This window comes from Desulfitibacter sp. BRH_c19 (assembly GCA_001515945.1).
Taxonomy (GTDB): Bacteria; Bacillota; DSM-16504; order Desulfitibacterales; family Desulfitibacteraceae; genus Desulfitibacter.
Genome location: LOER01000036.1, coordinates 70,130 through 95,882 on the forward strand (window position 1 = coordinate 70,130; position 25,753 = coordinate 95,882).

The window sequence follows — 25,753 nt, forward strand, 5'->3', positions numbered from 1 at the left end:
TTTGTTCATGGGAAACTTGGTTATTAAAAATATAGACAAGATTGTAAGCGGAGATTTTAATAAGGGAATTATTGAAGGTGCTGACACTATTGTATGTAGGGATGGAAAGATATCACAAATTGGTAAAGAGTCTGAAGTTGATACTAGCGGTATTGACACAGTAGTAGATGCAAATCAACAAATAGCTATACCAGGTCTAATTGATGCTCACCTCCATAATACATTGGATGACTATGCTCCTCAAAGGCAGGCAGTAGGCTGTTATGGAGATGCTTTATTATACGGTACAACAACAATGATATCAGAAGGAGAACAAGGTCCAGGTTGGCCGCGTTTTTATAATGATGCCATTGGGTGTAAAGCAGCGGCAATCCTAGCTAAGAGAGTGTTTGATAAATTCAGACCAGGCGGAAATCTTAAAATGCATGGTGGTGCACTTGTATTAGTTGATGGATTAACAGAACAAGATTTTAAAGAAATGCATGAAGCTGGTGTATGGATCATAGCAGAAATTGGTGGAGGAGGATTATCTGATCCTGAGGTAGTAAAACCTATGGTTGAATGGGCAAGAAAATATGGTTTTTTTGTTTCATGTCACCTAGCCCCTCCTTCAATCCCTGGCTCTTCCTGGGTAACATCTGAAGCTATTTTGGACATTAAACCTGATAAAATAGCGCACTTTAATGGGGGTTCAACCGGGGTTGCATTTGAACATATTCAAAAACTGATTGAAGAAAGTGATGCTGGATTGGAATTAGTTGTTAACGGAAACTTTGTTAATTTTAATAAAGTATTGCAAATATTAAAGGAAAGAAATGAGTTGGACAGAGTAATTCTAGGAAGCGATGCTCCTACCGGGCAATCTTCCTTGCAAGGAGCAATCAATTTGGCAATTGTTAAAGCATCATCGCTGAATGATATTGCCCCTGAAAAGGTTATTGCAATGGCTACAGGCAATACCGCAGACTTATATAAACTAAACAAAGGAAAAATTGAAGTAGGTAGAGAGGCAGATATCGTTATAATAGATCATCCACCAGGATCAGTAGGAAAAGATGCATTAGAAGCTATACAAACAGGAGATCCATTTGGATGCTCATTGGTAGTTGTTGACGGCATAATATCTGGATTTAGAGGTAAGGATGGAAGACCAGTCGCGAGATATTGTAGTATAAATGGAGTAGAAGAAAGGCTTAATAGTATAACAGAACATTTATTCTTCCCACCATATCCTGCAAGACATAATTAAAAAATGACTAACATATAGTGAAGGAGCTAGCTTGCTTCTTCACTATATTAACGAATTGAGGGATACTTAAATTATCTGTTTAATAGGGTTAACTTGCGGCCCTAACAACAAAATGAGAGGTGTTAGATATGTCAACAATTATGATAAAAAATGCACAGGCTATTATAACACTTGATAACGAAGATAGGGTACTAAAAAACCAAAATATCTTGATTGAAAATGAAAAAATAAAATATATTGGGAAAGAGACCTTTGATGCTGAGGAAATAATTAATGGATCATCTTCATTTGTTTACCCAGGACTAATAAACACACATCATCATTTATATCAAACATTCACGCGTAATCTGCCACAAGTACAGAATATGGAGCTTTTCGATTGGTTGGTAACCCTGTATGAAATTTGGAGAAAGCTTAATAATGATATAATTTATTACAGTTCTCTAGTAGGCATGGGTGAACTTTTGAAATATGGTTGTACAACTTGTTTTGATCATCATTATGTATTTCCTAAAAAAAAGTCTGACCAATTTATTGACATGCAGTTTGATGCAGCAGAAAAATTGGGTATACGATTTCATGCTTCAAGGGGCAGTATGTCTAGAGGGAAAAGTGATGGAGGTCTCCCACCAGATGATTTAGTACAAGGTGTTGCTGAAATATTGGATGATTGCAATAGACTAATTGAAAAATACCATAATCCAGATAATTTCTCAATGCAACAAGTAGTTATTGCACCTTGTTCTCCGTTTAGTGTCACATCAGATTTGATGAAAGACGCTGCAAAATTAGCTAGAGAAAAAGGGGTGAGATTACATACCCATTTAGCAGAAACAATGGATGAAAACAATTATTGTTTAGATAACTTTAATATGAGACCTCTTGATTATATGGAAAGCTTAGGGTGGCTTGGTGAAGATGTATGGTTTGCCCATGGCATTCATTTTTCGGATGAAGAAATACGTAAGCTTGCAGAAACTCAAACAGGTGTCGCACACTGCCCTGTGTCAAATCAAAAATTAGCTTCAGGGGTCGCAAAGGTACCGTTAATGTTAGAAATGGGAGTGCCTTTAGGTCTTGCGGTTGATGGAAGTGCTAGCAATGATTGTTCAAACTTGCTTGCAGAGATAAGGGCCTCGTATTTGATACACAGATTACACTACAGTTCTAAAGCTCCTAGTGGATATGACATTTTAAAAATTGCAACAAAAGGAAGTGCTAATGTACTAGGAAGAAAAGATATAGGTTCGTTGGAAGTTGGTAAAGCGGCTGATATGTTTGTTATAAATACAAATCGATTAGAATTGGCTGGTGCACACTTAGATCCTAAATCAATGTTAGGAACTGTAGGGTTTAATAGGCCTGTAGACTTTACAATAGTTAATGGAAAGATAGTAGTAAAAAATGGAGAATTATGCAATATAGATGAAAACGAGGTTGTCCTAAAATCTAATAGTTTAGTAGAAAGAATGATACTTTAACAAAAAAGGGGTGTGCTCTTTTGAAGGCAGTATTTTTAAGTGAACTTACATGGGAAGAAACAGCTAAGCTAGATAAGGAAAAGACTTTTTGTATGATACCCATAAGTTCAATAGAACAACATGGATTACACTTGCCTTTAGGTACAGATGATATTATTTTAGAACATGTTTTAAAAAATATTAACAATTTAGATTTACCAGTGAATGCTTTAATACTAATACTTCCTGTTATAAAATATGGGAAAAGCATTGAACATTTAAACTTTCCTGGCACAATATCTTTACAATTATCAACATTAATTGCTATAACAGAAGATATTATAAAATCTATGAATTTTAATGGTTTTAAACAATTTATACTTTTAAACTCTCATGGAGGTAATACAGCTACTCTACATTCAATCGTTCAAGACTTAAGGTTTAAATACAATGTAAAGATATATAATATTGATCTATGGGCATCTTCGTTTTTTAAAGGTGCAGATAGTTTAATTAAAACCAATATTAAAAATGATATACATGCTGGAGAGATTGAGACGTCACTATTGAGTTATATAAACTTAGATTATATTAGAAAAAATATTTCACAAGAAAACTTATCTACGATTGTTGAGTTGAATGACTATAGTAATGATTGGTTAAGTTCAGATGTTTCTGAATCAGGTGTTATGGGAGATGCTACTAATATATCAGAAAAAACAGGGGAAGAAATATCGAATTATTTAATGGATAAGATAGAAGAAATCTTAAATCTAATAATGAACTCCTCCAAAAATTATGGCTCGGATTTTTAAATCTGGGCTATTTTTTTATTAAAAGACACTCTATAATGGCACTAATAACCTGGCTTTTACAGCAAAATCACAAAAAAATGGCCGCAACTCCTTGATATAAGGGCGATAGCGGCCTTAGTATTTTGTCATAAATATGTAGGGTAAAACCTCATTTTTTGGCCTGCGCCAAATTTTTTTTTATATCCCCAAGACGGAGTCTTTTATTAGTGAAATCAATCCCCAGTACTTCCCCAATAGCATCAGAAATCTCACTTCTGTAATCGAACAAGTAGATATTCTCATGTTCATTAAAACAGGATATTTTATTTAAACACTCAACAATCCTTTCAGCAGAGTAAAGCTTGCCAGTTTTCCTTTGAATGATTCGCATAATAGTAAGAGCTATGAAACAAGTCAGAAAGTGGGCGTTAATATGATCCTTAAGTGATACATATACCGGACGTGTTTCTAATACCCCCTTAGTAACGCGGAATGTCTCCTCAATCTCCCATAAGCCCCGATAAGTCTCAATAACTTCCATATCAGACATATCCATTTCACTTGTAACAATAGCGTAGTACCCGTCATACTTTTCTTCCTCAACTACTTTTACGGAATTAAAGACAGGACGCTCTTTAACATCAAGAACTTCACCGGTTGCTTCATCAAACTTCAGGTTCTTCACATACTTAGCCGCGCCGTAAGACGTGGCCTTAGTATATTTTTGTGGATTAGCAGCCAGATCATGAGCCTTTTTTAAGACCTCCTCACGCTCTGCCTTAGCCTTTAAAGCATATTTTCTTCCCCAAAAAACTACCTGCTTTTCATACACCGTTTTCTTAACTTTTTTCCCGCTTGGCAGCGTCACATTAATATCACGTGCAATTCTCCTGCTCTTAACCTTAAAGTCCGTGTTCAGCCGCAAGGGTTTCAGGATTTATATTTTCGGTTAAGGTGTAAAAGAGACGTGAGCTAGTCCAGAGCTTCAAGAATGCGCATATTTATAATAAGGAATGTAAGGTTTGCTGGGCAAGATATCTTTGTAGTGGTGGCTGCCATGCTAATGCTGTGAATCACAATGAAGAGATTGAAAAGCCCTATGAGATGGGGTGCTTTTTACAGAAGATTAGATTAGAAGCAGCAATTTACTTGTTTGTACAAGAAAAGACAAGAATTATCATTGAATAATTATAGGGTACATGTTAAAATAAAGATAAATTAAATACTAATATTAAATAAGTTTCCATGTTATATGGAATCGAGGGAAGCTGGTGAAAATCCAGCACGGTCCCGCCACTGTAATGGAGAGCCTTTTTACAAATGCCACTGGTTAAACTGGGAAGGCGTAAAAAATGGCTATGATCCTAAGTCAGGAAACCTGCTTGTTTAATAATTTCTGAAATACCCACGGCGTATGGGTGATAGATTATTTTTTTTGAAATAATTTTAGCTCTATACCGTTAAGGTATAGAGTTTTTATTAATTTAACAAAGGGTGCTTTTTTCTGAGGGATTGAGCTTAAAAAGAAATCGGTGAGAATCCGAGCCTATGACTGTAAGGGGAATATGCTTAAGAGGACTTAAGCATATGATGATACTATAGCCAGTAAGCAGCCTATTCTAATACATCTTAATTGGAGGTGTTTAGTTTGGTGCTGTTTTTTTGTGCATATTATTAACTGATTATAATCAATGGTTTGAGGTGAAGCAAAAATGATTTTGCTAATCGTGGGAGTAAAAGAAGGAGTAGAAATTGCTGAAAAAATTGCTACAGAAGGATATTCTATAGGAATACTTGCCAAAAACAAAACCTGTCTTGAGAGGCTCAAAAAGTCTGCATGTAAGGACTTCTTGTTAAAAGGAAATGTATTTCAAGACATGATTAATTCAGATGAAGCTTCGAAGATAAGTTGTATCATTGATGCTGATTTAGAAATTAGTAATAATTTTCAAAATATAGCCTGTAGCCTAAGTAAAAAACCCACCTATATACGCTACTTACGAGAAGAGCTTGAACTGCCTAAAGAACCGCTGATTAGAACCGTTTATTCTTTTGAAGAGGCAGTTGACGAAGTAAGAGGCAAAGAAGTAGGTACGATTTTTTTAACAACAGGCAGCTATAATCTAGAGAAATTTATCAAAAGTGATTCATTAACGGACAGGAGAATAGTGGTTCGTGTTTTGCCTGACTGGAAAGTAATTAAAAAGTGTCAAGACATAGGTGTAGTTTCAAAAGATATTATTGCTATGCAGGGGCCATTTTCTGTCAGAATAAACAAAGCTACCTTTAAAATGTGCAATGCGGATATTATAGTAACCAGGGATAGTGGAAAATCTGGAGGTACGGATAATAAAATTGCAGCAGCTTTGGAACTTAAAATACCTATTGTAGTTATTAAAAGAAAATTATCTGATAGATATCTTACTGCTTATAACATTTCAGAGATATTAAAACTATTGAATAAAATGAAGGGGGATACTATATGAACATTTTAACTGGACTTGTAATACTATTGTGGTTGCTTATTACCCCTACGGATGCAGCTGCAATGCATATCATGGAAGGATTTCTACCCATTCAGTGGGCTGGATTTTGGTCAATTGTAACTTTGCCCTTTTTAATTATAGGGGTTAGACATATTAGTAAAATTGTTAAAGAAAACCCAAAAGCAATTCTACTCATTGCCTTCGCTGGAGCCTTTACATTTGTCTTGTCGGCACTAAAGCTTCCATCTATTACTGGCAGCTCATCACATGCTACTGGTGTAGGATTGGGTGCCATTCTTTTTGGACCCGCTATTATGGTTGTAATAGGACTGATTGTCCTTTTGTTTCAGGCCATTCTTTTAGCACATGGCGGAATAACCACATTAGGTGCAAATGTCTTTTCAATGGCTATAATTGGTCCATTTGTTACATACGGAGTTTATATACTTTTAAAAAGGCTTGGTGTTCCCAGAGGGGTATCGGTTTTTTCAGGAGCAGCTGTTGGAAGCTTTGCAACTTATATGGTTACAGCTTTTCAGCTAGCATTAGCCCATCCATCAGAGGTGGGGGGATTTTATGCATCATGGATAAAATTTGTAGGTGTTTTTGGAGTTACCCAGATTCCCATTTCTATAATTGAAGGAATTTTAACGGTGATGGTTATAAACTTACTTTATGTTTACAGTAAGCAAGAGATAGAGGGTCTAAATTTATCATAATGGGTGGGGAATTCTGTGTCTGTAAAGAAAAATTTACTATTACTTCTATTGGTAGTGATATTGATTATAGTTCCATTGATAATGAATTTTGGTGTGGAGTTTGAAGGTGCTGATGGGATAGCAGAAGAAGCAGTTGGAGAAATAAACTCAAATTATGAACCCTGGTTTAATTCTGTATGGGAGCCTCCTGGTGGAGAAATAGAGAGTTTATTATTTGCACTTCAGGCCGCTTTAGGTGCTGGGTTCATATGTTTTTATATTGGTTACAAAATTGGTAAAAAAAAAGGAATAGGCGTGGTGTAACATGATAAATATTGATCAATTTGCTCATTTTTCCCTTCTCCGGAATGTTCATCCCGGAGAAAAATTCATATTTGCAATTCTTACTATGTCTCTGGTACTTATTCTAAATTCCATTGCCATTTCTGTCTTTGTTATAATAGCAATGACAGTATTAGTAGTTATTGCAGCTAAGATTAACTTTAAAATGTTTTTTAAATTAATGCTATTACCCATGGGTTTTCTGCTAGTTGGTTGTATGGCAATTGCAGTAAGTATTACTACTGAATCTGTAAATTTTATTGTCTCATTTAAGGTGGGTTCTATATGGATTGGGGTGACCAATGAGTCTCTTTATACTTTTATAGGTTTATTTTTCAGAGCTTTGGCATCAGTAACCTGTTTATACTTCTTGGCACTTACCACACCAATTATCCAAATTATATATGTTCTTCGCAAGCTTAGGTTTCCAAATATTATAGTAGATTTAATGGTCCTTATTTATAATAATATTTTTGTATTTTTGAGGACGGCTAATCATATATACATATCACAATTATCTAGATGTGGATATAATGGCTTTATAGGTAAGCTAAAATCATTATCTTGTTTATGTTCCAACCTATTTTTAAAGTGTCTGAACAATACAGATGAAACATACAATTCTCTTCTTTCTCGAGGTTTTAGTGGGGAATTAAGAGTTATTGAGGAAGAATACAAGCCTAAAAAACAGAACCTTGCAGGAATAATTGCTTTTGATAGCCTACTTGTTTTTATGTACATCATTGGGAGGTTTTAATTTGACAAAATTTATATTAGAGGCAAAAGATATATTCTACCAATATGGTGATGGAACAAAAGCACTTAATGATGTAAATATGGCAGTAGAAATTAATAGTAAGGCAGCTATACTAGGACCAAACGGTGCAGGCAAATCAACACTCCTTTTACACCTAAATGGCTTATTAAAACCCACCTCTGGAGGAATGTATTATAATGGAAAGCAATATATATATCAAAAGAGCTTTTTAAACAATCTAAAGAGAACTGTAGGAGTTCTTTTTCAAAATCCTGATAATCAGCTTTTTTCGGCAAGTGTGATACAGGATATTTCCTTTGGTTTAATGAATATAGGAGTATCTAAAGAGATTGCTTTAAAGAAGATACATCAGATTGGGGAACAGCTGGGTATAAGCAATTTATATAATAAGCCTACACATTTCTTGAGTGTTGGTCAAAAAAAAATGGTAGCTTTGGCAGGTGTATTGGTTATGGAACCAGAAGTAATAGTGTGTGATGAACCTACTGCAGGTCTTGATCCATATAATGCTAAGATAATGGTTGATGTCCTAAATCAGCTTCAAATAAATGGGACAACAGTTCTTATATCAACCCATGATGTTGACCTTGCATATTCATGGGCAGATACAGTATTTATACTTGATAGTGGACAAATTGTAGAAGAGGGTAATCCAAGTAGAGTCTTTTCAAATGATTCAATTTTAATTAGTTCACATCTTGAAACACCTTTAATACTTGAAATATGGTTACAGCTAAAGGGATGTGGTTTAGTAAAACCAGACTCAGAACCCCCAAAAAATAAAGAAGATCTTTTTGAGGCGTTTGTTGGAATAAAAAATAATATTAATTAAGCGACAATATCCGAGATTTTTTTCTTCAGATATTTATCAATTTATGTTATACTTTCTATGTAGAAATTTCATCTTTTAGAAAAGTTAGGACAATATGGACAGGCTCAGATGCATAATATAGATAAGGGGACTGTAAAATTGTAAAATCTCGAAGGGGAGGATGTGTGGGGGTATAGTGTCACCAACGAGTAGAGAAGAGATGGACAATTCAGGTTTTGGAGGATTAAAGATAAAAAACTTCAATAGATATAAGGGAGTAATTGGAGCGTTATTTGTAATAATTATAATAGGTGTATTTTCATTCAATATATATGCCCAACCAAATGCAGTTAGTGTTAAAGTTGATGGTTCAGTTATTGGTATAGCAAAAGGCCAGCAACAGGTTGAAGAAATAGTAGAGGCTCTGCATAAGGAAAAAGAAGTAGATGGTTTAAGTTTAAGTTGTATTAGTACTATTGAATTTGAACCCATAAAAGCAAAAAAAGATGAAATAATGGAAGAGGATCAGGCAGCTAGTGTTTTAGAGGAAACTTTAGTGTTCCATTATGGAGCTTTTGGTATTTTTGTTGATGGTCAAGAAAAAGTAATATTAGAGGATATGAAGCTAGCCGAAAAGGTTGTACAAGATGTAAAAGAAAGTTATTTACCTGCTAATAGTGATAGCGATGAAATAAATATTTTAGAGTTAAAAGCAGCAGAAAAAATTACTATTGAGCCAGTAGAGGTTGATAAGGAAGATATAGTAAGTTATGAAGACGCTTTAGAAGCTCTCAAATTTGGCGAAGAAGAGGTCACTTATTATCAAGTTGAATCAGGTGACTCACTCTGGACCATTGCTGAAAAGAATGGGATGAGAGTTTCAGAATTAGAGGAAGCTAACCCAGAAATAAATGGAACTTTGTTGAATATTGGGCAAGATGTGAGACTAATAAAGCCCGAACCTGCATTTAATGTTCAAGTAAAATATGAGCAGGTTGCAGAGCAGGCAATATCATCTCCAGTAAAGTATGTTAACACAGACTCACTTTTTAGGGGTCAACAAAAGGTTCAGGAAGCAGGATCGAGTGGTAAAAAAGAAGTTACATACTTTATAGAGGTTGAAAACGGGAAAATTTTAGAAAAGAAAATAGTGGATGAAGTGGTAATTGAAGAACCTAAAACCAAGGTGGTTTCTGTTGGAACTAAAGTGATGACAGCTTCCAGGGGTGGAGGTGGGTCAGGCCCCCTCGCTTGGCCTATAAGGGGTTCAATTACATCACCCTATGGATATAGAAGTGGTGGGTTCCATACAGGTATAGATATTAGTGGTAAAACAGGGGATCCAATTTATTCAGCCGAAGCGGGAAGTGTTATATTCTCAGGTTGGAGAGGTGGATATGGCAACTTGGTTATTGTTGACCATGGTGATGGTGTTACTACCTATTATGCTCATGCATCTCAGAGATTAGTTAGTTCTGGAGCCCAGGTAAAAAGAGGAGATTTAGTTGCAAAGGTTGGGAGTACAGGAAATAGTACAGGACCCCATTTGCACTTTGAGGTAAGAATTAATGGCCAACCGGATAATCCCACAAAATACGTGAGAAACTAGATTTAAGCCCCGGATAATATGCCGGGGCTTTGCTATAATATAAGAGGGATGTGAGATATATTATGGATCTAAGTAATATTAAAACAATTGCAGTAGTGGGTGTTTCTAATAAACCATCTAGGGATAGCCATATGGTTGCAAAATATCTAATGGATGCAGGGTTTGAAGTTATTCCTGTAAATCCAAAATTAGAGGAGTTTTTAGGTATTAAAGCATACCCAGACCTTTTATCAATACCTGCTGAGAAAAAAGTCGATATAGTTAATATCTTTAGAAAGTCATCAGAAGTAATGCCTGTAATAGAAAAAGCGATTAAGATTGATGCTAAAAGTATATGGATGCAATTAGGCATTGTTAATGAGGAGGCAGCAGACGTTGCCAAAAAGGCAGGATTAGAAGTAGTGATGGACCAATGCATAAAGATTGCCCATGGTTGTCAAAAATAACATAGAGTCATTTTATTTTCCGTGGAAGAGTTGAGTTTTTGTGCGATAAAATTTTGGAAATTCTCAAATGAGGTGAATTTAAATGCATGATGTAGCAATAGTTGGGGGAGGGCCTGCAGGGTTGACTGCTGCTCTTTATACTGCTAGAAGTGGTAGGAAAACAATTATTATTGAAAAGAGTATGCCTGGTGGACAAGCGGCTTTAACTAGCTGGATAGAAAATTTTCCTGGATTTCCAGAAGGAGTATCCGGGCCTGATTTAATGATGAAGTTTTATCAACAAGCTACCCAGTTTGGTGCAGAAATGATAATAGAAGATGTACTGAACGTAGATTTACATGATGATATTAAGAAAATAAAAACAACCAATAATAATATTGAGGCAATGTCCGTGATTATAGCTTCAGGAGCACAAGCTAGAAAATTAGGTGTGCAAGGTGAAGGAAAATTCCAGGGTAGAGGGGTCTCTTATTGCGCCACCTGTGATGGAGCCTTTTTTAAGGGTAAAAAAGTTGCAGTAGTAGGTGGGGGAGATTCTGCTGTTGAAGAGGCTATCTTTTTAACAAAGTTTGCTAGTCAAGTACAAATTATACATAGGCGCGATGAGTTAAGGGCAACGAAAATTCTTCAGGAAAGAGCCATAAATAATCCTAAAATAAAGTTTGTATATAGTACTGTTGTTGAGGAAATCAAGGGTAACAAGGGTGTAGAAAAAATAGTTGTAAAAGATATAAAAACAGGAGTGGGAAGAGAAGAAGATATAGATGGCGTTTTTGTATTTATTGGGACAGTACCAAATACAGAATGGCTTGAGGGTTTAGATTTGAACGAAAATGGCTATATCCAGACAGATAGTTTTTTAACTACAAATCTGCCTGGAGTATTTGCAGCTGGAGATGTTAGAGAGAAATTTTTTCGTCAAGTATCTACTGCAGTCGGAGATGGAGCAACAGCTGCAATGTCTGCAGAAAGATATCTTGGTGAGAAGTAAATCAATCATCTGATATTAGGTTTAGTGTACTGATCTTTGTTCCAGAAGTTTTCTAAAGCTACATTTTGGACAGCACATAAGAATTTATAGCGAATATCAGAATAATCCTCGCTTAAGCTAGAGACAAGTTTTTTGATTTCTTCTCTTTTTGTCTTTTTGTTTGCTGGACAGGGATTTTTTACAACAGGAATGTTTTTAGTTGTAACGATCTTAATAATTGTACTTTCTTCAAGAGAAATTAACGGTCTGATAAGAGTAATATCAGTTCTATCTAGATAAGATTTAGGTTGAAAAATACCCATCTGTCCATTAAAGATTAGATTCATGAAAAATGTTTCAATGGCATCATCTAGGTGATGTCCAAGGGCAACCTTATTGCAATTTAACTTTTTTGCTGTCTCATAAAGTGCTCCCCTTCTAAGGTTAGCACATAGAGCACAGGGATTTTTCTCTTGCCTAATGTCAAATACAATTTTAGCTATCAGCGTAGGTTCAATGTTAAGCTTTTCTTCTAAACTTGAAACAAAGTTTATTAAGGGTGTAATATCCATATCATCAAAACCTAGTGTAAGTGTGATTGGTACTAAGTCAAACTTAATAGGCAGCTGTTTTTGGAGGGCTGACAGAATATAAAAGAGGGTTGAACTATCTTTGCCCCCTGATAAACCTACTGCAACTCTGTCCCCGTCCTCAATCATTTGATAATTATAGATATTCTTTTTAACTGGCGTAAGAAACCATTTCCTGTCAGTTCTTTTTATGTTTAATGTCACAATAAAAGCTCCTTTATTAAAGAATAGTAACTAAGATTCCTGCTCTAGACTATTAATACAAACAAAATGGGTGGAAGTATATTTCATTATTATAGCAAAAACAAAGTTATTTTGCATAGGTCCACTATCAAATGTGTAAATTAAGCTTACACCTATAACTTAAGGTTTGTCATGGGCCAGATTTTATATAATAATTAATAGGGTGAAAACGAAGCTATTAAAATAGGAGGTGATTTTAAGTGGGTAATGACAAAGGATTACAATCTATCACTATAAGTATTGAAGGTATGTCATGCGGCCATTGTAAAAAAGCAGTAGAGGATGCGTTAAGAACTTTAGATGGAGTTAGTGAGGCTGAGGTAAACCTTGAAGCAAATAATGCAACTGTATCATTTGAAAAAGACAAAATTACTGAAGAAAAAATCAAGGAAGCTGTAACAGAAGCAGGCTACGAAGTTAAGTAAGGTCAAGTAGGAGTCAACCATATGGTTGGCTTTCTTTCATGCGACTATTTTGACATAGTTTCACAATATTATTCAAAATGATTGAGCTAGATTATATATTATCAGTCACTTGAAGGATTTTAAGGAAAAATATAGAAAAAATTAAGAACAGAACCAAATATAGGTTACTATTACTGATGCTACTAAGAAAGGTTTGATGATTATGATACCTATGGAATCGGAAACAATACCACTACTTATTGGTGCTTATACTATTGTAATCTCCATAGCTTTAGGTACTGTTTTGAGGTTATGGTTTAAAAGTAAGGAAAATGCTTTTATTTGGCTAATAGCCCATTTTATAATATTTTCCTTTGCCGTTGTAAAATGGATAAATGTAATTACTGGTGCTACTTTATTGCCTGGTACCACCATGTCATCTGAAAATACGTCTCTTCAAATTGGGCAGGCTGGAATCATATGGGCAATAAGTATCATTTTTTTATTGATTGGTATTTCAAGACTTAGTAAGAAGAAAGATTAATTACTGCGTATTTTCTATAATCTTTTAGAGAAATTGTCCAAGAGTATACTGCTATGAGCTATCTCACTATATTAGTGGTGAAAAGTACAAAGATAACGTGGATAAGGGGTATTATATGAAAAGTAATGTGAAAACAAATGATTTAATAGTAAAGCTTGAGAGTATTTTTGATGATAGCTATGAGAAACTGTATTCATGTGTATATAGAATGATTGGAAACCATCAAGATGCTGAAGATGTTTTGCAGAATTCATTTTTAAGAGCCTATAAAAATATTCAAAAATTTAAGGGTGAATCAGAGTTATATACATGGATATATAGAATTGTAATCAATGAAAGTAATACATTTTTTCAATATATTGATAGGTTGCCAGTGACTAGGATTACTGAAGATTTAAGAATTAGTGAAAAAGAGTTTTTTGATAGTATTAGTTATACTCCTCATTATGATGATAATTTGATCATTGATGAGATGCGAGAAAAATGCTTACAAGGCTTTTTGAACTGTTTGCCTAAGAATCAAAGAATATGTTTCTTATTAAAGACCTGCATGAAGCTTAAAAATCAAGAAATTGCTGAGGTCTTAGATATATCTCTTGAAAATGTTAAGGTGACTCTTCACAGAGGCAGAAAAAAGCTTCAAGAGTTGTTTGAAATGCGCTGTAATTTGATTGACCCTGAGAAACCATGCAAGTGCTATTTATGGATTAAGTTTATGAGAGATCATAATTTGGAAATACCTATGGGACATTATCAAGCAAAAACAGAAGAACTCAAAAAAGATCATTTTAGAAATCTATCTGTACTGAGGAAGATTGATTATTTATATAATGTTGAAGCAATATGGACGAAAGATGAGTTTATTAATAAATTAAAGGGAGCAGTAGAAATAATGTAACCCTTTTGTCTAAGTAAATGTCTAAGTAAATGAAAGACAAACAAATTTAAACGGGGGGCATTTACTATGAAACAAAAAATTATAGCACCATGTGGTATTGATTGCTTTAACTGTGAGCTTTTTGAAGACAATGTAACAGAGGAACTGCAAACTAGATTATCATCCAGCACAAAAATACCTAAAGATAAAATAACTTGTAACGGTTGTATTGACGGCAACGTATGTTTGTTCCTGAAAATTCAAGGCAAGAGCTGCAAAACACGTGATTGCGCTAACGAAAAAGGAGTAAATTATTGTTTTAACTGTGATACTTTCCCTTGCGAATATTTGATGCCACTTGCTGACGGTGCAGATAGATTTCCTCACAATATAAAGCTATATAATCTTTGTTTAATGAAAACAATTGGTATTGATGCTTGGGTCGAAAAAGCTAGTGATATTAGGAAAACGTATTTTACTAAAAGAATTGTAATTGGTGAGGGTGGAAGTAAAGAAGAATAGGGCATAGGGAATAAGTTTATATATACTATTAAATACCCAGGGCATTTTTTACCTCCTGGGTATTTCTTTGCATTATATGCACAATTATTAAAAATTCTTTTTAACAAATATTATTTTATAGTAAATAAAAATCTCATAACTAGTAAATAATGGTTAAGAGGTGATAATGTGAAACTTTCAAAAATACTACTAGTTTTTATCCTGTTGTCTATATCCTCTTACACGCTATTTACATTTTCACAGAATGTACAGGTTAGCTATGAGACTTCCTTCGCTAACCTTATAGAAGAGGAAGTTGTAGATAGACAACTTATGCTGGTAGGGTTAGCTGACCCAGATTCAGTACAGTGGGATAGTTCACTTCAAGAGCTAAGTTTTTATCTAACTGACGGTGAATACTCGATACCTGTTGTATATAACAAGCCTATTAGTACTGTTATGGATTTGGATGAGGTAGAAATTATGGTGGAAGGTTATTACCGAGAAGGCGTTTTTAATGCTAATAAATTGCAAACGCGTTGTCCTTCAAAATATGATGCAAAGTAATGAGGTGAATTATGGGATCTTTAGGAAGCTTTTCTTTAGGAATAGGATTACTGATAGCAGTTATGAGTGTAATCTTACTCGTACAGGGATGCTACAGCCAAAAGAAATTATGGGTAAAAAGCGTACAGAGGTTATCCATAGCAACAGTTATCTGTATTGGAATATCATGTTTTGCGCTTTTATCCATACTTATTAAAGGTGATTATGGAGTTGTTTATGCTTATACCTACACGAGTGATTATTTGCCCTTAATATATAAAATAAGTGCATTTTGGGCAGGTGATGCTGGTTCGCTTCTTTTTTGGACAGGACTTTTAGGGTTAGTTCTCGTAATATACTTGTTTTCTGAAAGAAAGAGAAAAGACTATACAAGCCTACCTGTTATTGGTGTTATTATCTTTAATATTTGTCTCTTTTTACTTATCCTGCTTGCTAAATCTAATCCATTTTCTTTAATGGAAGTACAGGCACAGCAAGGGGTGGGGCTAAATCCAATGTTAAGAAATGCCTATATGATTTCTCATCCATTTACCCTTTTTGTTGGTTATGGCTTACTGGTGGTACCCTTTGGGTTAGCTATATCCTACTTAATATTTCCCACAAAAAAGACTTGGACTGATAAGGCTAGAGTTTGGATATTAGCGAGTTGGATATTTTTAACCCTTGGAAATTTGTTAGGAGCCATGTGGGCCTATCAGGAGCTAGGGTGGGGTGGTTATTGGGCGTGGGATCCAGTAGAGAATGCTTCCTTTGTACCATGGCTACTTGTGACTGCACTTTTACATACTGTACATCTTGAAAGAAAATTTTCTATTTATAAGGCATGGAATATATTTCTAATTGCTTCTGCGTACCTTGTGACTATTTTTGGAACTTTCATTGTGAGAAGCGGTATTTTACAGTCAGTTCATGCCTTTAGCGATACTGGTTCGGGAATATATTTTTTAACTTATATAATTTTGGTAATAGTAGTGCTTGTTTATCTTGTATATCGGTCAAAGGTTATAGGTGATACAACAAAAAAAGATACTATCGGAATTAATATTTTGGTTGGGGGAGCTTTAATATTATCCATTACTGGGTTTTTAGTATGGATTGCCACTATCTACCCACTATTTACCCCATTTATTACTGGAGATAAGATAAACCTTACTCAGGAATTTTTTAATACTATTACAGCTCCATTATTTGCAACAACTATACTTCTAATGGGAATTTGGCCTGCTATAGGTTATGGAAATAAAATTAGCACAAAACAAATAAAATGGATAGTAATCCTGTTAACGATCTCCTTTGGAGTGGGAGGTCTGATTTACTATTTCGCCAAGGGACCTATCACAGCCGTAATCGGTTATATAGTCTGTGTATTAGCATTTATATCCATTTTCAAAGAAACTATGAGTATGATAGTCAAAAGACTTAAAGAAGGTAAGATTAAGTATGGTAATCTATTTTATAAAACGCCTATTGGTGCACACGTGGTACATTTAGGTATTGTAATACTTGCAGTTGGAGTAATTACAACTCAAGTTTATTCACAGGATTATACCAAAACACTTACCTATGGAGAAACAACAGAAGTATCTGGTTACCATATTACTTATGAAGGATTAAATAATGTTCCAGATATTGCTGAAATGACTGTTTATGCCAGTTTGCCTGTATCTAATGGAGAGGAAATCCTTTATGATTTGAAGCCTAGTAGGGCTTTCTATGAAAATTGGCAGCCTATTTCTAGGGTTGCTATTGATGGAAACTGGGCTAAAGATGTCTATGTGCAAATGGCAGGATGGGATGAACTGGGTCAACAGGCAACATTTATAATACACATCAACCCACTTATGCGAATGATTTGGTTTGGAGGATTTTTATTAGCTTTCGGAGGTTTTATAGCCTTTTTAAAATCTAGGAAGGAACTAAAATGACACTTGAAATTGAAAACATTTCAAAGACCGTAAACGGAATTCAAATACTGAATAATATAAAATTCGCAGTACCAAAGGGGACCTTGACAATTTTATCAGGTCATAATGGTGCCGGTAAATCAACCTTGCTAAGGATTCTAGGATGCCTTACACGACCCACTCGGGGAAGCATTGTATGGCAATCCAAGCCCTGTACATATGACTCTTCATATAGGAAGGTAGTTGGATACTCTGGTCATGAATTGATGCTTTATGAAAACTTGACTGTGAGAGAGAACTTACTTTTATTTGCACGGTTATATAATGTAAAGGACTTTTCTGATGAAATAGAAAGGTTGGAAAAAAGTATAGGATTTATGACTTATATAGATCAAGCGGTAGCTGAGCTTTCAAAAGGAATGAAGCAAAAGGCTTCTATTGCTCGAGCATTGATGCATCGACCTGAAATTGTTATATTAGATGAACCACTTACAGGTCTAGATATTAAGACTCAAGAAAAAGTTGTTAAGTTTATCAAGGAACTGTTAATCCAAGAAAAATATATAATCATTGCACTTCATGATGTGGACAGGTTCATTTCCATAGCTCATCAAATTGTAGTATTAAAAAAAGGTTCCGTAAGTCAGATTGAGTTTCCTTGTGAGGATACCGAAGTTGACCAAAATAGAAAAATAGTTGTTAGTGGTGGTAGGGTTTAATGGAATTTATAAGAGAAGTATCAGTTTTGATAGAAAAAGAAATTCTACTAGAAAAGAAACAAAAAACAGTCATAGGCTTAGGCATGTTTTTTGCCTTTTTACTGGCTTTTGTTTTTTCCATAATTTTTATAGATACTACAATAGATAGAAGGCTCTTTGCTGGACTCCTATGGATAGCAATTACTTTTACTGTAATACTTGTAGTTAACCGGTCCATTTATGTAGATCAAGAAAATAACTGTATTGCAGCAATATTCATGTCTCCTGTAAGCAAACAAGCTGTATTTTGGGGGAAGAGTTTAGCAATATTTTTTATGTTAACAATCCTCCAGGTATTCATGGTATTGATGTTCATGGTCTTTTTCCAAATAAGCCTTGAGACAAGTTCAATGGGCAAATTATTTCTTGTTCACCTCTTGGGGGCCCACGCATTAAGTGCTATTACTATTCTTGTTGGTCTAATGGTAATACGGATTAAAGGTGGAGAAATCCTATTGCCTGTTATCCTCTTACCATTATTAATTCCCTTATTAATAAGTTTAGTGGAGGCAAGTAATCTAGTTTTAATTGGTAGCGAGGAACAATTATCTCAGTGGTTAAAAATTATACTTTTTTATAATGTTGGAGTAATTATTGTTCCTAGTCTTTTTATAGAAAATTTAACCGATGAATGAGAAGGAGGTGGCAAAATGGATAAAAAATTACGTATTTTGATATTTGTAGGTATGGCCTTAGCTATAACAACAGTATTTCTTTACGCTCCTGAAGAAAGAGTAATGGGACCAATTCAAAAGATATTCTACTTTCATGTAGCTTCTGCCTGGACAGGTTTTTTTGCGTTCTTCGTTGTTTTTCTTAGTAGCATGTTATTCTTAATTACTAAGGATTCAAAATTTGATAGAGTTGCGGCATCATCTGCTGAACTGGGCACCCTCTTTATTACTATTGTGCTTCTTACGGGACCAATTTGGGCTAGAGTTGCCTGGGGAACTTGGTGGACTTGGGAACCAAAGTTAACTACCACTCTTATATTGTGGTTTATTTATATAGCCTATCTTGTTGTCAGAAGCTCAGCAACAAATGAGACGGGTAAACAGAGTATTGCAGCAATTTTTGGTATAGTAGGCTTTTTAAATGTTCCCCTTGTGTATTTTTCAGTAGAATGGTGGGGGCGCAGGCTCCATCCTCCAATAGTAACAGGTGGAGGATTAACTGGAGAAATGGTCTTTACATTAGTATTTACTCTAGTTAGCTTTAGTTTGCTTTATTTTTACATGTTAAAACAGTCCTACGACCTACTGCAGATCAAAGACACTCTGGCTATTCGAAAAAGGGAAGCAATTAATCTTATTACTTGGGAGTGATTATATTGATATATTTATGGGTAGCATGTCTGGTTATCTGGGCAAGCATTAGTACTTATTTGCTTATTTTAAGTAGAAGGGAGAAGAACATTAGAGAGGAATTGGAATTTTTATCAAAATTACTTAAAGAATATGAGCATGAGTCAAATAGTGTGGAATTACTTGAGGAAAAGGGAAACGAAAAATACCATGGAGCTAGAGTTAAGCCAAGTTGATAAAAATTCAACATGTTTAATATAATTAGCCAAGGAGACTAAAACCATTTTAGGTTTACGTTTCTAAGGCTTTTTTATTTCACTATCAAAAACCATACTAAAACCCAATACTATAATATTTTCCAATGATATTGGAGCTAGAATCATAGTATAATTTAATGTGCCCAGAAGTTCACTGGTTAACAAGAACTTTATTTCAATAGTGGCTGCAAGTTAGCAATAGGGGGAGGGGCTAACCATGCTGCAAAAGGCTGATTTATTACAGCTGACGAGAAGGTTATTTAGGTTGTGTATAAACATTGCATTGACATTTATTCTTATTTTAATGTCATTATCAATTAAAAGTCCTGCTTTACCAAAATCCATTGCGTATAGCTTTGTGAGAGAAACTGCTAAAAAAGATATAGAATTTAAAACAAGAGATTGGAATTCCCTTAGGGATAAACAGTTTTTTCTTAAATATCAAGAGCAGGATGCAGATAAAATAGATCTAGTACTTGATACAATAAAAATGGATTTCGAGAAAGTAAATGAAATTTTGGATTACTCAGATGAAAGCAAAGTACCCATTGTTGTTTACCCTAATAGTGAAAGTCTTGGAAAGAGCTTTGGTTGGGATGCTGATGAAAGTGCCATGGGTGTTTATTGGGCAGGTGTAATAAGAATCCTATCACCAAATGAATGGCTAGATGATGATTTGTCCGACGATAAAGCCAAGGAGAAGTTTCGTAAGAATGGGCCAATGGTTCATGAATATGCCCATCTAGTAGTTGATTACAGGACAAGAGGAAACTACACTCGATGGTTTACTGAAGGTATTGCCCAGTTAATCGAAAAAGAGATAACAGGATTTCAATTTGACAATGTGGCATTAGAAACTGATAAGTCGGATTGGTATGATTTTAAACACATGGATAGAGATTTTGATAAATTACCAAATCAATCACTTGCTTACAGTCAATCACTACTTATGATTGAATGGCTTGTGGACCAGTATGGTTATCAAGGATTAAACACAATTTTAAATAACCTAGGTACCGGTAAAACACTAAACCAAGCATTTCAAATTGCAACTGGAAAAACTTTAAGACAGTTTGAAGAAATATCTAAAACTTCATATTAATTTTAAATTTACTTCACAGTTACTTCATATTTATGTTTTAAGATATATGTAACTCCTTTAACTGACCTCCAATATATAAAACCCCACGTTAAAAGCCAAATAAGGCTTTTAAAAGCAACAGGTCCTTGGTAAGACTAAAAACTGCCTTCTTTTTTTGCATAGAATTCATTAACTTGCTATCTTCGAATAACCTTCATGATATAGAGGTAAAATATTTAGTGACGCAAGTTCAAAAAGTATTGTTATGTTAGGTAGGTTAAACAAACAATTAATAACAGGGAGGTAGACCTGAATGAAATTAAATGACTCCCAAGTGAAGGATGCAATAATGACAGCCTTAATGAAGGACGGGATGTCCGATATAAATGTTAATGTTCGTAAGGGCATTGCATCTGTGTCAGGGGTAGTTGATGTTTTAAATGATAGAACTAAAGTGGAAAGTGTAGTTAGAAAAATTCCTGGGGTTAAAAAAGTTGAAAACAATCTAGTTATTTCTACTGATGGTGAAATCGGCGATGACAAGGTTACTGAAATGATAGAGAAAAAACTGATTGTGAAGCCAGATTTAGATGGAATAAGTGTAGAGGTTCATAAAGGAATAGTTCTGCTCATGGGCAATATTAAAAACATAGCTCAAGAAAGAAAGGCCATGATGCTTGCTACAAAGGTTTTAGGTGTTAAGGAAGTAATAAGTAAATTGAAACTTAAAGATGAATTTAAGAAGGATGATGCATCCTTAGTAAATGAGATTGAAAGATTATTCTCTCTTGAGGAGAAGCTGGATGCGCAAGATATACAAACAGAGGTAAAGGAAGGAAAGGTTATTCTAAATGGAACAGTAGATAATGCTAATCAAGCAGTACTTGCAGAAGAAATCTCTTCAGCAGTAGATGGGGTTAGGAAGATTTTGAATAAATTACATGCAGCAGAAAGCGGTGTGCAAGATAATAGATTTACAAAAAGAATAAGAATATTGCTATCTCAGCAACCACATATTAACGATGAAAATATTTCGGCTTTTGTTGTTGCGGGTACAGCTTACCTAAGTGGTGAGGTTTATACCCCTAGCTCAAAAAAAGCGGCAGAAGTATTGGCGGCATCCGTTCCTGGAATTTTAAGGGTAATTAATAATATACATATTACATATCATTAATGCAGGAATACTCGCAGATTCCTCGAATATCTATTAACAAATAGAGGGTAAGCGGGTGATCCTATGAAAAGGGCTATTGTAAATGGCGGGGAAACTCTAAAAGGTAACGTTTATATTAGTGGCTCTAAAAATGCTAGTATTGCTATTATTGCTGCTTGTCTTCTTGTTAATGGAGAAATAGTCCTTGATAATGTACCAAGGGTTAATGATGTAAATGTAATGCTCAATGTTGCAGAGAGTATAGGCGTGAAATATAAATGGGTTAATACCAATCAACTTTCTATAGATTGCTCGGATTTAAATTCTAGTACAATTGGCTATAATTATTCTAAAGAGCTTCATGCATCTATTCTATTCTTAGGACCTTTAGTTGGGAGATTCGGTGAGTCATCCATATCCCTACCTGGAAATGATAATCTTGGGCCAAGACCGGTTGATCTTCATTTAAAAGGTTTTAATTTAAAAGGTATTCATGCAGACATAGAAAATGGTCAAATTAAAGTTATAGGACATAACAAAAGGGATAGTAAGATTTATTTAGACTATCCTAGTGTTGGTGCTACTGAGAACCTTATATTAAATTCAGTATTGGGTGACTGTGTGACTGTAATAGAAGGCGCAGCAAAAGATCCGGAGATAGTGAACATGGCAAGTTTTTTAACATTTATGGGTGCTAAAATAAGGGGAGCAGGAACTGATAGTGTTAAGATTAAGGGTGTTTCTGCATTAAATCCTGTTAGGTATACAATTATGCCTGATAGAATGGAAGCAGGTACTTTTATGATAATGGCAGCTACAAATAGGAATGATATTACTCTAAATGGAATTGTAAACAGACATCTTAAGCCAGTAACAGCCAAAATAAGAGAAGCTGGAGCAGAAGTAATAGAAAGTGAGGGGGCTGTCAGAGTCATAGGTGCCCACAGATTGAAATCCATCAATGTAAAAGCAACACCGTACCCCGGTTTTCCAACTGATCTTCAGCCTACTATTACTGCTGTATTGACTACAGCATTAAATACAAGTATAATTTCAGAAAAAGTATTTAAAAGTAGGTTTCAACATATAGGTGAATTACGAAGGCTTGGTGCAAAAATTAAAGTGGAAGGTAATACAGCAGTTATATCAGGGATTGAGAAGTTGTTGGGAGCATCTGTAAATGCAAATGATAGTAGGGGAGCAGCGGCACTTATAACAGCTGGTTTATTGGCACATGGAAAAACAGAAATCAGTAATGCACAATTCATAGACAATGGGTATGAAAGTTGGTTGGAAAAGCTTACTGCTTTAAAGGCAGATGTTAAGTTAGTTTAGTAGTTAATATAACACTAGAGAAACGGGGGATTTAAATGGGTCACTTTTCTAATTATGATAGTGGTAGCAGAAGGCCCGGATTTTTATTCTTAATTATCCTAAGTATTTTAAGTGCTTTATTGGGGGGGATATTTGTTCTGTTTATGGCACCTTCTTTTTTAACATTGGAACAACCACCACAAGTAACTGAACCAGGACAGGATTATTCCGAATTACCCGTTGTTCCATTTAATGTGGAAGATTCGCCAGTAATTTCTATTGCAGAAACTGTTGGTCCTGCAGTAGTTGGTATTACTAATATGAGGGGACATGATTTTTTTAACAATCCTATCATGAGTTCCGGTTCAGGTGTTATTTTCGATAAGAATAATGGGTATATAGTAACAAACTTTCATGTGGTTGATGGAGCTACTAATTTGCAAGTAACTCTTGATGATGGCAATCATTATGAAGCAGAACTTATAGGTTTTGATAGAGATACCGATATGGCGGTTTTACAGATTGATGCTGATGACTTACCTGAAGCAAAGTTTGGAGATTCTTCTAAACTAAGAGTGGGAGAAATGGCAGTAGCTATAGGAAATCCTCTGGGTAAAGATTTTGCTAGATCAGTAACAGTAGGAGTAATTAGTGCATTAGATAGAGAAATTACTGTTGCAGGATCTACTGGTGAGGAAATTACCCTGTCAGTTATTCAAACTGATGCAGCTATTAATCCTGGAAACTCTGGAGGAGCACTAGTTAATTCGCGGGGTGAAGTAATAGGAATAAATAGCGTTAAAATAGCCAGGGCAGATGTAGAAGGAATGGGTTTTGCAATTCCTGCGCATGTTGTAAGGCCTATTATTGATCAGTTAATTGATAAAGGATATGTAAGCAGACCTTTTATCGGAATATTTGACTTCAGAGAAATTACTCCACAAATGTCAGAGTGGTATAATCTTCCCGAAGGTATTTATGTTGGTGGTGTTGTATCTGGAGGGCCTGCAGCAGGTGCTGGCATGAAACCAGGAGATGTCATAGTAGAAATAAAAGGGAAAACAATTCAGACATATGATGATTTACAGCAAATTTTAAGAAACAGCGAAGTCGGGGATGAAACCAAGATTGTTGTCATAAGAGACAATAAAAGAATGGAATTTAATGTTAAACTAGGTGAAATGCCTAGACAATAAAAAACATTAAACAAGGCAGGGGATGATCTCCTGCCTTATATTTTGTACTATCAGAAAATATAAGTTCAAACAAGGTAGATAGTATTCACAAAGACTAAGGCTTCCGCCTGCGTCTAAGGACTTGGCGCACTATAGTACTGGTATTTCTACGCATTGCAAAAGACACAGTGCTAGAACTACTGGCGCAAGCCAAGTTTTGTTTTATCGTAGTTGCTAAAATGAGTATAGAATGTTAGAATTTACCCATCAACTAAAAGTAGGTGAAATATATGTACGTGGTGTGTGACGAGCATATTGAAACTGCAATAGATGAATTTGTAGAAGTTTATGAAATGCCTCCAGACATATATCTTTTGGACAAGATATCCTTTACTGATTGGACCGCCCCACAGCACTGTGATATGTGCAGTAATTCTCCAAAATATCTTGTTGTTTGAGGTGCTTATATGCAGATTGATATTATTGCCGTAGGAAAAATAAAAGAAAACTTCATACAAAAGGGGTTACAGGAGTATCTAAAGAGGCTTGGTCTCTACGCAAAGATTAATATTATTGAGGTAAACGATGAAAAAACTCCTGCAAATGCATCTTTAGCAGAAGAAGAAGGTATTAGGCAAAAAGAAGGGGAAAAGGTTTTAGCCAAAATAAAACCAGATAGTTTTATAATTACTTTAGATATTGATGGTGAACTTCTAACCTCTGAAAAATTAGCAAAAAGAGTAGAAAAACTAATGGTAGGGGGCAGAAGCCACCTTACTTTTATTATTGGGGGAAGTTTAGGTTTATCCAAAGAAGTCTCTAAAAAGGCAGACATGAAGCTATCCTTTGGACGTCTTACATACCCTCACCAGCTAATGCGTCTAATTCTATTAGAGCAGATATACAGATGTTTTCGAATAATCAAAGGTGAACCCTACCATAAGTAACGGCGGTTTTTTGATGATAATCCTTATATACTGGGGTTTGGAGTCTTTGCACTAAAGTGACATGGTTTCATTTTTTACTGTGTCTGACCAAGATTTTTATTGATACATAAAGGCTTAAGATATTTAGGCTATGGTATGGTAGACCGTATCATAACCTAAATATTTTTATTAAAATTGATTATTACATTAGCCTGTAGGAAATTATACTATCGAAAATTAGATGTTTAGTAAACACTTGCAGGAATTGGATAAGGATTTAAACGGTTTGCTTCATAGACGTTTGCAAAACGGTATTCTTGTTGACCTAATGAACGTGCAAAACATCCCCTTCCATAGTTATGGTAAAAACATTAGTATCGGGCAAAACTAGAATATCGCTGTAAGCAGCTAATTTACTGGGTTTCTGTTGTTGAGGGTGGTATTATTTTCAAACTAAAAACCAGGATTAGCATATCCTAGTTTAAATTTGGACAATTATCTTTGATTGCTAA

Annotated in this window: 27 protein-coding genes, 1 pseudogene and 1 other annotated feature; of the genes and pseudogenes, 26 read left to right on the forward strand and 2 right to left on the reverse strand. The window is 34.9% G+C overall.

Going from position 1 to position 25,753, the window contains the following annotated elements:
* Positions 1 to 7: 7 nt before the first annotated feature.
* The 3 genes from APF76_00595 (at position 8) to APF76_00605 (ending at position 3,524) form a co-directional block, all read left to right on the forward strand.
* On the forward strand, positions 8 to 1,249 hold the full coding sequence (locus tag APF76_00595) for a hypothetical protein (protein ID KUO49776.1): 1,242 nt from the start codon (positions 8 to 10) through the stop codon (positions 1,247 to 1,249).
* 128 nt (positions 1,250 to 1,377) lie between these two features.
* Positions 1,378 to 2,730 carry a hydroxydechloroatrazine ethylaminohydrolase gene (locus tag APF76_00600; protein KUO49777.1) on the forward strand — a complete coding sequence of 451 codons (1,353 nt, stop codon included), beginning with the start codon at positions 1,378 to 1,380 and terminating at the stop codon, positions 2,728 to 2,730.
* A 20-nt stretch (positions 2,731 to 2,750) separates the two neighbouring features.
* Complete coding sequence (locus tag APF76_00605; protein ID KUO49778.1) at positions 2,751 to 3,524, forward strand: hypothetical protein; 774 nt, start codon at positions 2,751 to 2,753, stop codon at positions 3,522 to 3,524.
* A gap of 148 nt (positions 3,525 to 3,672) precedes the next feature.
* Here APF76_00605 and APF76_00610 read toward each other — a convergent pair.
* A pseudogene (locus APF76_00610) lies at positions 3,673 to 4,434 on the reverse strand.
* A 289-nt stretch (positions 4,435 to 4,723) separates the two neighbouring features.
* Positions 4,724 to 4,904 (forward strand) — a binding site (cobalamin riboswitch).
* 311 nt (positions 4,905 to 5,215) lie between these two features.
* On the opposite strand from APF76_00610, the gene APF76_00615 reads away from it, so the two are divergent.
* From APF76_00615 to APF76_00650, 8 genes are all read left to right on the forward strand, one after another.
* Positions 5,216 to 5,989, forward strand: coding sequence for a hypothetical protein (locus tag APF76_00615; protein ID KUO49779.1), 774 nt, complete (start codon positions 5,216 to 5,218; stop codon positions 5,987 to 5,989).
* Positions 5,986 to 6,708 carry a cobalamin biosynthesis protein CbiM gene (locus tag APF76_00620; protein ID KUO49780.1) on the forward strand — a complete coding sequence of 241 codons (723 nt, stop codon included), beginning with the start codon at positions 5,986 to 5,988 and terminating at the stop codon, positions 6,706 to 6,708. The genes APF76_00615 and APF76_00620 overlap by 4 nt, the downstream gene beginning before the upstream one ends.
* An 81-nt stretch (positions 6,709 to 6,789) precedes the next feature.
* The gene (locus APF76_00625; protein KUO49883.1) at positions 6,790 to 7,011 is read left to right on the forward strand and encodes a cobalamin biosynthesis protein CbiN; all 222 of its coding nucleotides are present in this window, start codon (positions 6,790 to 6,792) and stop codon (positions 7,009 to 7,011) included.
* Between the two features lies 1 nt (position 7,012).
* On the forward strand, positions 7,013 to 7,786 hold the full coding sequence (locus APF76_00630; protein KUO49781.1) for a hypothetical protein: 774 nt from the start codon (positions 7,013 to 7,015) through the stop codon (positions 7,784 to 7,786).
* A gap of 1 nt (position 7,787) precedes the next feature.
* Positions 7,788 to 8,639, forward strand: coding sequence for a hypothetical protein (locus tag APF76_00635; GenBank protein ID KUO49782.1), 852 nt, complete (start codon positions 7,788 to 7,790; stop codon positions 8,637 to 8,639).
* A gap of 160 nt (positions 8,640 to 8,799) precedes the next feature.
* Positions 8,800 to 10,227, forward strand: a complete 1,428-nt coding sequence (locus tag APF76_00640) for a hypothetical protein (GenBank protein KUO49783.1) — start codon at positions 8,800 to 8,802, stop codon at positions 10,225 to 10,227.
* A 62-nt stretch (positions 10,228 to 10,289) separates the two neighbouring features.
* Complete coding sequence (locus APF76_00645) at positions 10,290 to 10,673, forward strand: CoA-binding protein (GenBank protein KUO49784.1); 384 nt, start codon at positions 10,290 to 10,292, stop codon at positions 10,671 to 10,673.
* An 82-nt stretch (positions 10,674 to 10,755) separates the two neighbouring features.
* Positions 10,756 to 11,664: a thioredoxin reductase gene (locus APF76_00650; GenBank protein KUO49785.1), complete on the forward strand. Its 909-nt coding sequence runs from the start codon at positions 10,756 to 10,758 to the stop codon at positions 11,662 to 11,664.
* Positions 11,665 to 11,669: 5 nt separating this feature from the next.
* Here the strand turns inward: APF76_00650 and APF76_00655 are convergent, their stop codons facing one another.
* Positions 11,670 to 12,437 carry an adenine nucleotide alpha hydrolase gene (locus tag APF76_00655; GenBank protein ID KUO49786.1) on the reverse strand — a complete coding sequence of 256 codons (768 nt, stop codon included), beginning with the start codon at positions 12,435 to 12,437 and terminating at the stop codon, positions 11,670 to 11,672.
* Positions 12,438 to 12,676: 239 nt separating this feature from the next.
* Between APF76_00655 and APF76_00660 the strand changes: the two genes are divergently transcribed.
* From APF76_00660 to APF76_00730, 15 genes are all read left to right on the forward strand, one after another.
* The gene (locus tag APF76_00660; protein KUO49787.1) at positions 12,677 to 12,901 is read left to right on the forward strand and encodes a hypothetical protein; all 225 of its coding nucleotides are present in this window, start codon (positions 12,677 to 12,679) and stop codon (positions 12,899 to 12,901) included.
* A 202-nt stretch (positions 12,902 to 13,103) separates the two neighbouring features.
* Complete coding sequence (locus tag APF76_00665) at positions 13,104 to 13,424, forward strand: hypothetical protein (GenBank protein KUO49788.1); 321 nt, start codon at positions 13,104 to 13,106, stop codon at positions 13,422 to 13,424.
* Between the two features lie 115 nt (positions 13,425 to 13,539).
* Positions 13,540 to 14,322 (forward strand): hypothetical protein, encoded by a 783-nt coding sequence (locus tag APF76_00670; protein KUO49789.1) that lies wholly within the window; start codon positions 13,540 to 13,542, stop codon positions 14,320 to 14,322.
* 66 nt (positions 14,323 to 14,388) lie between these two features.
* On the forward strand, positions 14,389 to 14,823 hold the full coding sequence (locus APF76_00675) for a hypothetical protein (protein ID KUO49790.1): 435 nt from the start codon (positions 14,389 to 14,391) through the stop codon (positions 14,821 to 14,823).
* Between the two features lie 168 nt (positions 14,824 to 14,991).
* Positions 14,992 to 15,369, forward strand: coding sequence for a hypothetical protein (locus APF76_00680; protein KUO49791.1), 378 nt, complete (start codon positions 14,992 to 14,994; stop codon positions 15,367 to 15,369).
* A gap of 11 nt (positions 15,370 to 15,380) precedes the next feature.
* The gene (locus APF76_00685) at positions 15,381 to 17,294 is read left to right on the forward strand and encodes a hypothetical protein (protein KUO49792.1); all 1,914 of its coding nucleotides are present in this window, start codon (positions 15,381 to 15,383) and stop codon (positions 17,292 to 17,294) included.
* On the forward strand, positions 17,291 to 17,992 hold the full coding sequence (locus APF76_00690) for a hypothetical protein (protein KUO49793.1): 702 nt from the start codon (positions 17,291 to 17,293) through the stop codon (positions 17,990 to 17,992). Before APF76_00685 ends, APF76_00690 begins: the two co-directional genes overlap by 4 nt.
* On the forward strand, positions 17,992 to 18,666 hold the full coding sequence (locus APF76_00695) for a hypothetical protein (protein KUO49794.1): 675 nt from the start codon (positions 17,992 to 17,994) through the stop codon (positions 18,664 to 18,666). Before APF76_00690 ends, APF76_00695 begins: the two co-directional genes overlap by 1 nt.
* Before the next feature lie 15 nt (positions 18,667 to 18,681).
* A complete protein-coding gene (locus APF76_00700) occupies positions 18,682 to 19,356 on the forward strand; it encodes a cytochrome C assembly protein (protein ID KUO49795.1) in 675 nt (224 codons plus the stop codon).
* 5 nt (positions 19,357 to 19,361) lie between these two features.
* Positions 19,362 to 19,571 (forward strand): hypothetical protein, encoded by a 210-nt coding sequence (locus tag APF76_00705; protein ID KUO49796.1) that lies wholly within the window; start codon positions 19,362 to 19,364, stop codon positions 19,569 to 19,571.
* A 238-nt stretch (positions 19,572 to 19,809) separates the two neighbouring features.
* Entirely contained in the window at positions 19,810 to 20,694 is an 885-nt protein-coding gene (locus APF76_00710) for a hypothetical protein (GenBank protein KUO49797.1), read from the forward strand.
* A gap of 292 nt (positions 20,695 to 20,986) precedes the next feature.
* Positions 20,987 to 21,847 (forward strand): hypothetical protein, encoded by an 861-nt coding sequence (locus APF76_00715; GenBank protein ID KUO49798.1) that lies wholly within the window; start codon positions 20,987 to 20,989, stop codon positions 21,845 to 21,847.
* Between the two features lie 63 nt (positions 21,848 to 21,910).
* The gene (locus APF76_00720; GenBank protein KUO49799.1) at positions 21,911 to 23,161 is read left to right on the forward strand and encodes a hypothetical protein; all 1,251 of its coding nucleotides are present in this window, start codon (positions 21,911 to 21,913) and stop codon (positions 23,159 to 23,161) included.
* Between the two features lie 35 nt (positions 23,162 to 23,196).
* Positions 23,197 to 24,336, forward strand: coding sequence for a hypothetical protein (locus APF76_00725; GenBank protein ID KUO49800.1), 1,140 nt, complete (start codon positions 23,197 to 23,199; stop codon positions 24,334 to 24,336).
* A 446-nt stretch (positions 24,337 to 24,782) separates the two neighbouring features.
* Positions 24,783 to 25,262 (forward strand): 23S rRNA (pseudouridine(1915)-N(3))-methyltransferase RlmH, encoded by a 480-nt coding sequence (locus APF76_00730; protein ID KUO49801.1) that lies wholly within the window; start codon positions 24,783 to 24,785, stop codon positions 25,260 to 25,262.
* The last annotated feature ends 491 nt before the right edge of the window (positions 25,263 to 25,753 follow it).